The sequence below is a fragment of the Escherichia sp. WS3227_2 genome, assembly GCF_046486495.1.
GTDB classification, from domain to species: Bacteria; Pseudomonadota; Gammaproteobacteria; order Enterobacterales; family Enterobacteriaceae; genus Escherichia; species Escherichia coli.
On record NZ_JBJQLG010000001.1, the window covers coordinates 186193 to 199027 of the forward strand.

Genomic DNA, 12835 nt, shown 5'->3' on the forward strand with positions numbered 1-12835 from the left:
GTAAAAACGGCATACAGAATATCACATCAGCCGCTAAAGACGTTACCTGCGCCCGGAGCCGTTTTCAGCACCCAGACACGTCCATAGTGGTTGTACCAACCTGCGCGGTGCCCGGCTTCCGGCCCAATCCCTTGATAGATATCGAAGTGTTGGCCTTTGATTGCGCCACCGACATCCAGCGCCACCATCAGACGCAATTCGTACTGACCGTTAAATTTGCCGTTATTATCCAGCAGCGGCACTTCTGCCAGCAAGGTAGTACCTGGCGGAATAATTGAACGATCGGAGGCAACAGAAGCACGGCCAACCAGCGGCACCGCACTTGCCCCTTTCACCGGTGCAAAAGATTGCGGTTTAAAGAAAACGAAAGACGGGTTCTGTTCCAGCAGCTCGCGAACCTCGGCTTCACTGTGTGTTTCACCCCAGTGACGAATCGCCTGCATCGACATATCTTCTTTTTTCACTTCGCCACGGTCGATCAGCACCTTACCAATGCTGCGATATGCATGACCGTTTTTCCCTGCATAGCTGAAAAAGTTAAGCGGACTGCCATCACCAAAGTCGATATAACCACTACCCTGCACATCCATAATGAAGTTATCCATCAGGGAGTTACTGTAAGCGAGAATATATTTATCACTCAATGCCCCCGCGTAGATCTCCGCACGAGACGGCAGACGACCACGTTTTGGCGGCATACGGTAAATCGGATACTGAAACTCGCCCTGGCGGGTATGGCGCGCCTGAATTACCGGCGTGTAATAGCCTGTAAACTGCACGTTACCATAGTTGTCGGCACCTTCCATCTGCCAGGCATCAATGCCGAACTGGCGCATATTGCGGGTATCACCGCCTGCGCGCAGCCACTCTTGCACCGCGTTATAAACATTACTCTGGTTGCCATACAGACGCGGTGACGAATTACGGATATGGTTAATTTGCTCGGCAAAATCACCGGCGTTAATCGGCGCGCCAACGGCATCTGGCTGGTTCACCAGAGAGAAAGGCTGGGTAAATTTCCCGTCTTTATATTGCTGTCCGCGATCGGTTGGTTTGGAAGAGCAGGCGGCAAGCATTGCCACAACCGTGCCCATAAGAAGGTACTTTACCCAACGTCCTTTCATTGTTCTCTTCTTCAGGTTAAAAAATAAGGCGCAACGAAGATAACAAACCGCCGCGTTTAATGAAATGAGCAGCCTCTCCCTGACGCAAATTTTGCACAAAAAATAGGCTTTAGTGATTTGTTTTTGTTCAAAATCATGCCGAATCCGTGATCGGGGTAAAAAAAAGGTTGCATGAAAACGCGAGCGGAGTATAGTGCGCATCCACGGACGCGGGGTGGAGCAGCCTGGTAGCTCGTCGGGCTCATAACCCGAAGGTCGTCGGTTCAAATCCGGCCCCCGCAACCAATTAAAATTTGATGAAGTAAAGCAGTACGGTGACGCGGGGTGGAGCAGCCTGGTAGCTCGTCGGGCTCATAACCCGAAGGTCGTCGGTTCAAATCCGGCCCCCGCAACCAATCAAATTTGATGAAATAAAGCAGTACGGTGACGCGGGGTGGAGCAGCCTGGTAGCTCGTCGGGCTCATAACCCGAAGGTCGTCGGTTCAAATCCGGCCCCCGCAACCAATTATTGAACACCCTAACGGGTGTTTTTTTGTTTCTGGTCTCCCATAAAAAAAGCGCCATTCAGCGCCTTTTTATCATCCCCTTCTCGCCAGCGTCGCCCCATCGGCAAAATACGCTTTAATCCCCGCAAGAATAGACTCCGCAACTTCCTGCTGGAAAGTCGCCGTTTTCAGTTTACGTTCTTCCTCAACGTTACTGATAAACGCCGTTTCGACCAGAATGGAGGGAATATCTGGTGCCTTTAGTACGGCAAACCCGGCCTGTTCAACCTGATTTTTATGCAGCTTGTTGATTTTACCGAGCTTATTCAGCACCGCTTTACCAAACTTCAGGCTGTCGGCAATGGTCAGCGACTGCACCATATCGAACATGGTGTGGTCGACATAGCGGTCACCGCTTTTGCTCACGCCACCAATCAAGTCCGAGGCGTTCTGGGTTTGTGCCAGATATTTTGCCGCAGTACTGGTTGCACCTTTGGTTGAGAGCGCAAACACAGAGGAACCGCTCGGCTGACGGCTGGTAAAGGCGTCGGCATGGATAGAGACAAACAGGTCAGCCCGCTGTTTCTGGGCTTTTGCTACGCGCACTTGCAACGGAATGAAGATGTCTTCATTGCGCGTCATGTACACCTTCATATTGCCCTCTTTCTCGATCAGAGAGCGCAGACGGCGAGCTATTTGCAATACCACGTCTTTTTCGCGCGTTTTGTATTTCCCCACCGCACCGGAGTCTTCGCCACCGTGGCCAGGGTCAAGCATAATGACAATCGGACGATCGCGCCCTGCTTTACCCGGTTGTGGACCACTTTGTGCTGGCGGCACCTGCTTTTCGAGGTCGCCTTTGTTGTAATCCTCCAGCAGCGCCAGCAGCGGGTCCTGCATATCCTGTGCATTGGCCGGATAGAGGTCCATCACCAGACGCTCTTTAAACCCGGCGACCGGTGCAAGGGCAAACAGCTGCGGTTTTACGTTTTGCTTTAATTCAAAAACCATGCGTACGGTTTGCGGGTCAAATTGCCCGACGCGCGCCGACTTGATGAACGGGTCGTCTGCACGAATTTGTGCCGCCATCCCCTTGAGTACCGAGTTCAGGTTTACATCTTCGATATCCACCACCACGCGTTCCGGGTTACTCAACGCGAACTGCTTATATTTCAGCTGACGATTTGATTCTACCGTCACGCGGGTGTAGCTGGACGCAGGCCAGACGCGCACCGCCACGACCTGGCTGACCGCAGCCAGACTGACCTGACTTACGCTCAATAGCCACATGGCACCCGCGCCTTGCAGTAAACGACGACGGCTGATTGCAGTGTTGGATCCTGACATGCCTCTCCCGAGCAAAAGAAATCTAAGCTGTGTAACAAGTAAACGACTAATTTGACCGGAAACTTTAGCGAAAGACGCATAATCTGTCATCTAATAAACGGTAAACATTCTTTTTATATTCACGGCATTACTGATAAAAAAGTCGCTCTCGCATAAAATTTACACTTGCACCCTGCGAAAAAACAGAATAAAAATACACTAATTTCGAATAATCATGCAAAGAGGTGTGCCGTGGTAAAGGAACGTAAAACCGAGCTGGTCGAGGGATTCCGCCATTCGGTTCCCTATATCAATACCCACCGGGGAAAAACGTTTGTCATCATGCTCGGCGGTGAAGCCATTGAGCATGAGAATTTCTCCAGTATCGTTAATGATATCGGGTTGCTGCACAGCCTCGGCATCCGTCTGGTGGTGGTCTATGGCGCACGTCCGCAGATCGACGCAAATCTGGCTGCGCATCACCACGAACCGCTGTATCACAAGAATATACGTGTGACCGACGCCAAAACACTGGAACTGGTGAAGCAGGCTGCGGGAACATTGCAACTGGATATTACTGCTCGCCTGTCGATGAGTCTCAATAACACGCCGCTGCAGGGCGCGCATATCAACGTCGTCAGTGGCAATTTTATTATCGCCCAGCCACTGGGCGTCGATGACGGCGTGGATTACTGCCATAGCGGGCGTATCCGGCGGATTGATGAAGACGCGATCCATCGTCAACTGGACAGCGGTGCAATAGTGCTAATGGGGCCGGTCGCTGTTTCAGTCACTGGCGAGAGCTTTAATCTGACCTCGGAAGAGATTGCCACTCAACTGGCCATCAAACTGAAAGCTGAAAAGATGATTGGTTTTTGCTCTTCCCAGGGCGTCACTAATGACGACGGTGATATTGTCTCCGAACTTTTCCCTAACGAAGCGCAAGCGCGGGTAGAAGCCCAGGAAGAGAAAGGCGATTACAACTCCGGTACGGTGCGCTTTTTGCGTGGCGCAGTGAAAGCCTGCCGCAGCGGCGTGCGTCGCTGTCATTTAATCAGTTATCAGGAAGATGGCGCGCTGTTGCAAGAGTTGTTCTCACGCGATGGTATCGGTACGCAGATTGTGATGGAAAGCGCCGAGCAGATTCGTCGCGCAACAATCAACGATATTGGCGGTATTCTGGAGTTGATTCGCCCGCTGGAGCAGCAAGGTATTCTGGTACGCCGTTCTCGCGAGCAGCTGGAGATGGAAATCGACAAATTCACCATTATTCAGCGCGATAACACGACTATTGCCTGCGCCGCGCTCTATCCGTTCCCGGAAGAGAAGATTGGGGAAATGGCCTGTGTGGCAGTTCACCCGGATTACCGCAGTTCATCACGGGGCGAGGTTCTGCTGGAACGCATTGCCGCTCAGGCGAAGCAGAGCGGCTTAAGCAAATTGTTTGTGCTGACCACGCGCAGTATTCACTGGTTCCAGGAACGTGGATTTACCCCAGTGGATATTGATTTACTGCCCGAGAGCAAAAAGCAGTTGTATAACTACCAGCGTAAATCCAAAGTGTTGATGGCGGATTTGGGGTAAGCGATGAAAATCGTCGGATGCGACATGCGTAACACTCGTGCGTCGCATCCGGCAATTACGTTTATTCCCGTGAACTAAACAACGCCGCCAGACCACTGCGCCGCTCAGTACGCGTGGCGATTGCCGCACTCAAAATACGCTCATCGGCATACAGAGACAAACGTCGACGCGCGCGGGTTACCGCAGTGTAAACCAGCTCTCGTGTTACTACCGGCGTGCGTTGGCTCGGTAAAATCAACGCCGCATGGTCGAACTCCGATCCCTGCGATTTATGTACCGTCATCGCCCACGTAGTTTCGTGCTCTGGCAAGCGACTCGGTTGCACAGACTTAATATTGCCGTCCGGCATCGCAAACCAGACGCGCGTCCCCTGCCCACGATCCAGAGCGATACCGATATCGCCATTAAACAACCCAAGCGCGCTGTCATTACGGGCAATCATCACCGGTCGGCCTTCGTACCAACGAGAGTGCGGATTACGATGAATTTTGCGCTTCTGTTGCATAAACTGCTCAATTCGCTCATTCAGTCCAGCCACGCCAAACGGCCCTTCCCGCAGGGCGCACAAAAGCTGGTACTCATTGAACGCCTGAATGATTAAATCCGGCTCGGCACGCGCTTGCAGCAGATCCAGATAACGTCCGTAACCCGCAAGAGCTTCCTCAAGCATCGCAATATAATCTTCGCCGCTCTGTAAAAGCCGTTTTTCGATATCAGAAAAATCCTGCTGAAAAACGGTTTTCACTGCCGTTTTATCACCACGGTTGATCGCCGCAGCTAACTGACCAATGCCAGAATCGCTGCCGAAACGATAGCTTTTTTGCAGCAGGCAGAGACTGTCGCGCAAAGATGCCGCTTCTGTGCCAGTTCCTGACGGAACGTGAGTTCCCGTCAGGCGGCTCAACTGCCCGGCACGCTCGGCGGTAAAGCCGGCATTGGCATAAGCGCAGATATCGCCCAGCACAGCCCCAGCCTCAACCGAGGCCAGTTGATCACGATCGCCGAGAAAGATCACTCGCGCATGATCGGGCAAGGCGTCGATCAGTCTCGACATCATAGGCAGATCGATCATTGACGCTTCATCTACCACCAGCACATCAAGATGCAGCGGGTTACCGGCATGATGACGTAAACGCTGGCTACCCGGCTGCGCACCCAGCAATCGGTGCAAAGTGCTGGCATCTTCCGGAATGCGTTTCTTTTGTTCATCGCTCAGCGGTAACTGGCGCAAAGCCTTGCCGAGAGATTCGGTTAAGCGCGCGGCAGCTTTACCCGTTGGTGCAGCCAGACGGATACGGCAGCGTTCGCCGTCGGCCATTTGAATTAACGCTGCCAGCAACTTCGCTACGGTGGTCGTTTTACCGGTGCCAGGGCCGCCGGAAATCACCGAGATCCGCCGCGTCAGCGCCACTGCCGCCGCAACTTTTTGCCAGTTAATTTCATCGCTTACTGGAAAAAGTTTGTCCAGGGTTTGCGCCAGTAGAGCTTCATCAACCTCAATGGCATGATTCACTTCGTTGAAAAAGCGTGCCACTGTGCGCTCGTTACACCACATGCGATTCAAATAAAGACGATCGCCACAGAGGATCATCGGCGTTGGTTCATCTCCCCGGCTGACCGCTTGTGAAGCCAGCAAGCATTCTTCCCAATTTTGTAGCTCACCGATTTCACTGACACAGGTCGCCAACAGCGGATGCGATGCCTCGTTATTTTCCAGTCGTGAAAGCGGCAAACAAACGTGTCCCTCTCCGGCATCATGACTTAACAGTGCCGCCGCGAGGGTGACGGCAGGATGTTCATCTCCCGCCACGGTCAGGGCAAACTGCACGTCCAGCGGGCGTAGCTGTTTGTGCTCCACAGCTTCCAGTAATTGCTTTTGCAATTTCATTACGCCTCCTCCAGGGTCATACCGGCAAACATCTCATCCATCAGGGCAATCAACCCGGCATTGGGTCGGGTTGTGTAAATCCCCTGTTGCGGATGTTCTTTATCAACACCACGCAGGAACAGATAGATAACGCCGCCAAAGTGACGATCATAGTCGTAATCAGCAATGCGATGGCGCAGATAACGATGCAGCGCCAGGGTATAAAGCTGATATTGCAGATCATAGCGGTGTGCCTGCATCGCCGCTGCCATAGCCTGTTGGGTGTAAGCCGAACTGTCTTCACCCAGCCAGTTGGATTTATAGTCGAGCAGGTAATAACGCCCTTCGTGGCGGAATACCAGGTCGATAAAGCCTTTTAACATGCCGCGTACCTGCATGAACTCCAGCGGCGGGCAGCCAGCGGATAGCGGATCAAACTGGCGAATTAGTGCATCAAGCTGGCTGGCGATGAGCGGTTCACTAATCGGCAGGTAAAACTCCATCTCCACCTGTTTATCGCGGTCGGAAAGCTGACTCAGGCTAACACCCGTTTCATTGAGAGGTGCCTGGAGGACAGCCGTGATCCACTCGGTCAACACCGGTTCCCACTGCGATTCAAAGCCGCCGAGCTCCAGTTTTTCCTGTACCCAGTTCGGGTCAACCGGCTGGGTAAAATCGAGGTCTTCAAACAAACTGTGCAAGAATGTCCCCGGTGACGCACCGCGCGGGAACTGATGCGGTGTTAACGTCGGTTCTTCAACGACGCTGACCACGCCTGCGGCATCAACATCCAGCCGTGGCATCAGATCCTGAGCGATACCGTGACCACGCTGCTGCAAACCGGAGTAGCTGGTGACACGCCAGTTATCGCCGGGCAATCGTTGTAGTGTCCTCGCATTCAGTTCTGCAGTTATAGCATCATTAACCTGCCAGGGCTGGTTATCACCCGTTTGTGCCGTTTGCCAGGCAATATCATCATCGCATAACGCTTCAATACAGGTGCGAAGCCCTGCCGCATCTTGCGGTTCCCCTTTTTGCAGCAAACGCCCGAGCGCACTTTGGTGGACGTCGGTGTCACCTTTTTTATCGCCACGACGGCGCACCAGCGGTGCAACGCCGAGACTGCAATGCCAAACCGAACGCGTCAGCGCCACGTAAAGCAAACGCAGATCTTCCGCCAGACGTTCGGCCTCCGCGAGGTCGACGCTTTCTGGCGCAGCATTAAGATCCAGAACAGCCTCAAACGAGTGGCGATCGTGATAGAACGCCTGATCCTGGACGCGGAAATTGGTAATAAATGGCAACCAAACCAGCGGATATTCCAGCCCTTTTGATTTATGGATCGTGACAATCTGCACCAGATGTTTATCACTTTCGAGGCGCATTTGTTGGCTGGAGGCATTACTGTCTGGCTCGAGGATATGTTGCGATAACCAGCGTACCAGCGCATGTTCACTTTCCAGCTGCGTTCCGGCTTCTTGTAGCAGTTCGCTGATATGCAAGATATCGGTAAGACGCCGCTCACCGCCTGCCGTTGCCAGCAAGTTTTCTGCAATCTTACGCGCCGACATCAGCGCCCGCAGCATCGGCATAACGCCACGTTTGCGCCAGATTTGCCGATAACCATCGAACTCTTCGACTACCGCATCCCACGCATGTTCGTCATTGTTCAGCGTTTCGATATCCAGCGCGTTCAGCCCCATCATTGACGTTGCCAGCGCACTACGCAGGGTGTTCTCACGTTCGGGCGTCATCACCGCCTGCAACAACCAAAGCATTTCCTGCGCTTCCAGAGTTTCAAAAACACTGTCGCGGTTCGAAAGGTAAACGGAAGGGATTTCCAGCAACGTTAAGGCGTCGCGCACCTGGGCGGCCTCCTGGCGGCTGCGCACCAGCACACTGATGTCCGAAGCACGCACCGGACGCGCGTCGTCGCCGTTCATCAGCAACGCTTCGCCCCGCTGTCCGGCTTGTAGCCAGTCGCGGATTTGCGCAGCACATACCTGCGCCATGGTACTTTGATAGTCGCCAACGCCACAGCTTTCGCCTTCCATCAGCCACATTTTCATCGCAGGCTGCGTTTCACCTTTAAAGACAAAACGTAACGCCTGATTTTTCCCGGCTGATTTCACTGGAATAAACGGTATTTCGCGAAACATGAACGCGTCATCAGTCTGGCTGAAAAGCTTGTTCACACTATTCACCATTCCTGGTGCGGAGCGCCAGTTGGTATCTAAGGTGTAGTGGGCGTGAACTTCGCTACGCGCCTTCATATAAGTGAAGATATCCGCACCCCGGAATGCATATATGGCCTGTTTCGGGTCGCCAATCAGCAACAAAGCGGTTTCCGGCTGATGGTGCCAGATACGGCGAAAAATTCGGTACTGCTGGGGGTCGGTATCCTGAAATTCATCGATCATTGCCACCGGGAATCGCGTACGGATCGCCGCTGCCAACACCTCGCCGCTTTCGCTACGCAGCGCGGAATCGAGCCGACTTAACATGTCATCAAAACCCAATTCACCACGGCGGCGTTTTTCACGCGCTACTGTTTCGCGGATCTCAGCCAATGCGCGGGTTATCACCAGATCACGGATCGACAATGGTTCTGCAAGCAGTTGATCGATCGCCTCAAACAGTGGATGTCGCGGGGTTTCCCCCCCGGCTTTCGTGCGATCTTCTAAGAAACGCTGAGAGAATTTTTCCAGCGACTCCGGTAACTGATAACTGTTGGTCTCTTCTTCTGCCCAAGCGCTGATCTTCTCGATCCATTTAGCCTGATTGCTACGGTTAAACTTGCGTCGATCAATACCAGAAGATTCGATCAGCGCATCCAGTTCACCCACTGCGTCGCGCCACTGCTGTTTTACCGTATCAATACGCGCCACAATTTGCGCGTGGCGGGAAGCCAGCGTTTCATCATCGGGCGGCGGTGCTTTGATAACCGGTGCTTCGCCTTGCAGATAACGATTAATATCGCGCAGCAACGCCTGCGGCCCTTTCCAGGTTTCAAAGACCACCTGGGCAATTTCACGCGGCAGCGGGTAGCAGTGGCGACGCCAGAAATCGGCGCAGGCCTGGTAGCGTAGCAGAGACTCATCTTCAATCAGCTGCTGCTCAAACAGCATGCCGGATTCAAAGGCATTCAGGTTGAGCATGCGCTGGCAAAAACCGTGAATAGTAAAGACTGCCGCTTCATCCATCTGCCGTTCGGCTAACAACAACCACTGCGCGGCTTGCGCTTTATCGTCGATCTCTTCCAGCAGGCGTTCGTACAGTGGATTGTCGGTGGTTTCACGCAGACAGGCGATGCGCAACTCGTGGATATTGCTACGGATACGACCGCGCAATTCTGCCGTGGCAGCCTCGGTAAAGGTGACCACCAGCAGTTCTTCAACGGTCAGCGGGCGGGGAAAGGCGGCAGAACCGCCTAGTCCAAGTAACAGGCGCAAATAGAGCGCCGCAATCGTAAAGGTTTTGCCTGTGCCGGCAGAGGCTTCAATCAGGCGCTCGCCCTGTAAGGGCAAGCGCAAAGGATCTAGTGTCTCGGCGACATCACTCATTCTTTTCACTCATCAGGGGCATTGTTTGCTGCAACGCGCTGACGTTCTCCCACACTTTCCAGCCTTCAGGATGCACATATTCGGCTTTCCCGTTCTGGCTGCCGGAAATCTGCGACAGAATAGCCATGCCTTGCGGCTCGACCACCGCCTGATGGAAGAAATCAGCAAGTTTTTGCGGCGTCAGCAGTTTTATCTGGGCCACGATTTTATCACGCGAATCGAAGCGCATATTGCCGCGATCGAAATCTTTACTTAACTTCGATGCTTCTTCGCCGAGCGTTTGCGGTGCCTGCAGCATCTGGGTTATTACCGCCTGCTGGATTTGCGCAAACTCTTCTGGCTTCATCGTCCGCAATTTTGCCTCTGCGGTTGGGAAAAACGCCTTGTAACGCTCCCACAAGAATGAAGGCTGTTTATCATTGCTTTGCAACAGGAAGCCCATGCCCCACTGACGCCCCACGCTCATTGGAAACGCAAACACGGCATAGCCCAACTGTTCTTCGGTACGCAACTGATTGTAGAACCACGGCTGTACGATCTGCCCCAACAGAGAGCTATAGGCTGAGCTGGTGTATTCATCGTAGCCAGTCGGTACAAATACCGCTGCCAGTGCGGAGTCGGTACTGTTACCGGCTTTTTCAAAGATGACGGATTGTTTTTTATCGACCACGACATCTTTGTTACGACACCACTCCGAACCATCAGCGCCCAACTGTTTTTGCACATCGCGTGCCAGCGTTGTTGCCTGGGCTTCGGTCATGTTGCCAATAACCATAAACTCTGGTCGAGCCCCTGATTTTAAGGCGTCGCGATAGGCCAGCACCTCTTTCAAAGTGATTGAAGGCAAAATTTTGCGCCGTTCATCTCGCGAGAAGTACGGCACTTGCGAGAGCATCTGCGCGGGCATAATCGCCTGCTCGAACGCTTTGCCCTTTTCTGCGGAATCCATCATCTGGTTATACCAGGACTTCGCCTGCTCAAGCTGATCTTCCGTAGCGGTATAGCTAAAGTAGCCCTCGAGCAATGCCTGGAACAGCTGCGGCAGGCGCTGGGTGTAACCATTGGCATTAACCATAAGGCCGTTGTTAGCGTTGGTGGAAAAACTTATGCCACCAACCGACGCCTGGTTGCTTAACTGATCAAGCGCCAGCCCTGCGAGATAATCATTGAGCGCAAACATCACCTGATTGCGGGCGCTATCCATGGCTTTCGGATTACGCAAAATCAGGCTGACATCAGCTTTGGGTTCGCTGGAAAAATAACGGCTTGGCGCATAGACCACACGCAGATTCGACTCATCAACAATAAGCTCTGGATGGTCATATTTCTTCTCTGACTTAATCAGCGAGAAATCGTCAGGAATATAGGGGTTAAGCTCTGGCAAAGAGAGCGCAATGTCGGCGGCTTTTTTCTGCCAGTCAGCGAAAGTTTGTGCGCTAATTTTATCTACCTGATACGGCGCATCGACAAAGTAAGCCGTTTTGTTGTGCGGCTCTTTCGGGCTGATATACCAGATACGCGCATTCTGCGGCGTCATCATCGCCAGGCGTTCTTTTACTGCTTTAGCGTCGTACCGATCGGCAATATTGACTGCATCCAGCGTATGCTCAACAGGAACGCGAATCATGGTATCTGCCAGCCATTCGACGTAATCCATATCACGGGTGATTGACGGATAACGGAAGTCGATATCCAGCACATTCGCCAGTTCATCGAAGTATTGTTTATCGATCCCTTTTTCACGTAACAGATTGAGGTAGCTAAAAATGGCCGCCACAACCTGATCGCGATTCGCCAGACCTTTATCGGTTAAAGAAGCAGAGATCGCTAATACGCCGCTGTTGCCGTTGACGATAGGATCGGAGTTGGCGCTAATGCCCTCAACTAATCCCTGCTTTTGCAGCCAGTCAGAAAGTGTACCTGGGCTGCGATTACCAATCAGATAGGTAATCAATTCATCCGTTTTACTACGGAACTTCGCTGAGTTGTTCTCGATGCGAAACTCAACGCGCAGAACTTTACGCGGCAGCGCCGGGACGTAATGAATGATAATGCCCTTTTGCGCGTCGGTGACTACCGGCACGGTGATTTCCGGTTTTTTGCTCTCGTTGTTCGGCACGCGACCAAAGGTGTCCGCCGCCATTTTTGCCAACTCCGGCAGCGGTTTATTGCTGTAAATAACCGCCTTCATCAGATTGGCGGAATAGTACTTCTCGTGGAAATCTTTCAGCGCCTGCTGCACCGGATTTCCGGGTTTGTCGCTTAAAGTTTCGAGGTTACCACCAGAAAACTTTGAACCGGGGTGTGCCGGGTTAATGGTTTCTGCGCTGACCTGCGCCATGCGCATCCCGTCACGCGTACGCGCCATGGTTAATTCGGCATTCACTGCATTACGTTCACGTTCGGCGTATTTCTTGTCGAGCAAGGGTTCTGCAATAGCGTCCGCCAGGCGGTCTACCGCACCGGGCAAGGCGTCGTTCTCAACTTCCAGATAGAAAGCCGTGCGATACGGTGCCGTGCTGGCATTGTGACTGCCGCCGTGCATTTTGAGATATTCGGCCAGACTGTCAGCCTGCGGGTACTTTTTCGACCCCATCAGACTCATATGTTCAAGGTAATGTGCCAGCCCCTGGTACGCCTCGGGATCTTCCAGCGACCCAACGGGAACCACCAGCGCCGAGAGCGATTTAACCGCCTGCGGATCAGAAACCAGCAAGACCACCATACCGTTATCCAGACGTATAGCCTGATACTGGCGGTTATCTTTATCACTTTTACGGATGGTTTCCTGAATCGGCTGCCATCCCGTTTCTGCCTGACTTAAGGGTGCCCAAAGGGCAACAAACAACAATAATGCTTTGAACCAGGTGCTGCGGGGCATTCACG

At 52.9% G+C, this 12835-nt stretch carries 6 protein-coding genes and 3 tRNA genes; 4 read left to right on the forward strand and 5 right to left on the reverse strand.

The window, feature by feature from the left end; translation table 11 throughout:
• Positions 1–26 precede the first annotated feature (26 nt).
• A complete protein-coding gene (mltA, locus tag ACJHXB_RS00940; RefSeq protein WP_000678646.1) occupies positions 27–1124 on the reverse strand; it encodes a murein transglycosylase A in 1098 nt (365 codons plus the stop codon).
• A 208-nt stretch (positions 1125–1332) separates the two neighbouring features.
• On the opposite strand from mltA, the gene ACJHXB_RS00945 reads away from it, so the two are divergent.
• The 3 genes from ACJHXB_RS00945 to ACJHXB_RS00955 all read left to right on the forward strand — a co-directional run bounded on the left by ACJHXB_RS00945 (position 1333) and on the right by ACJHXB_RS00955 (position 1628).
• Positions 1333–1409, forward strand: a tRNA-Met gene (locus ACJHXB_RS00945).
• A 33-nt stretch (positions 1410–1442) separates the two neighbouring features.
• A tRNA-Met gene (locus ACJHXB_RS00950) sits at positions 1443–1519 on the forward strand.
• 32 nt (positions 1520–1551) lie between these two features.
• Positions 1552–1628, forward strand: a tRNA-Met gene (locus ACJHXB_RS00955).
• Positions 1629–1702: 74 nt separating this feature from the next.
• Here the strand turns inward: ACJHXB_RS00955 and amiC are convergent.
• Positions 1703–2956, reverse strand: coding sequence for an N-acetylmuramoyl-L-alanine amidase AmiC (amiC, locus tag ACJHXB_RS00960; RefSeq protein ID WP_000016907.1), 1254 nt, complete (start codon positions 2954–2956; stop codon positions 1703–1705).
• Positions 2957–3187: 231 nt separating this feature from the next.
• On the opposite strand from amiC, the gene argA reads away from it, so the two are divergent.
• Entirely contained in the window at positions 3188–4519 is a 1332-nt protein-coding gene (gene argA / locus ACJHXB_RS00965; RefSeq protein ID WP_000237947.1) for an amino-acid N-acetyltransferase, read from the forward strand.
• Positions 4520–4580: 61 nt separating this feature from the next.
• Here the strand turns inward: argA and recD are convergent, their stop codons facing one another.
• Genes recD through ptrA form a run of 3 tightly spaced genes read right to left on the reverse strand, consistent with a single transcriptional unit; the run spans position 4581 to position 12830 of the window.
• Positions 4581–6407 (reverse strand): exodeoxyribonuclease V subunit alpha, encoded by a 1827-nt coding sequence (gene recD / locus ACJHXB_RS00970; RefSeq protein ID WP_000775930.1) that lies wholly within the window; start codon positions 6405–6407, stop codon positions 4581–4583.
• Positions 6407–9949: an exodeoxyribonuclease V subunit beta gene (gene recB, locus ACJHXB_RS00975; protein ID WP_001469288.1), complete on the reverse strand. Its 3543-nt coding sequence runs from the start codon at positions 9947–9949 to the stop codon at positions 6407–6409. Before recB ends, recD begins: the two co-directional genes overlap by 1 nt.
• The gene (gene ptrA / locus ACJHXB_RS00980) at positions 9942–12830 is read right to left on the reverse strand and encodes a pitrilysin (protein ID WP_001138176.1); all 2889 of its coding nucleotides are present in this window, start codon (positions 12828–12830) and stop codon (positions 9942–9944) included. Before ptrA ends, recB begins: the two co-directional genes overlap by 8 nt.
• Positions 12831–12835: the final 5 nt, after the last annotated feature.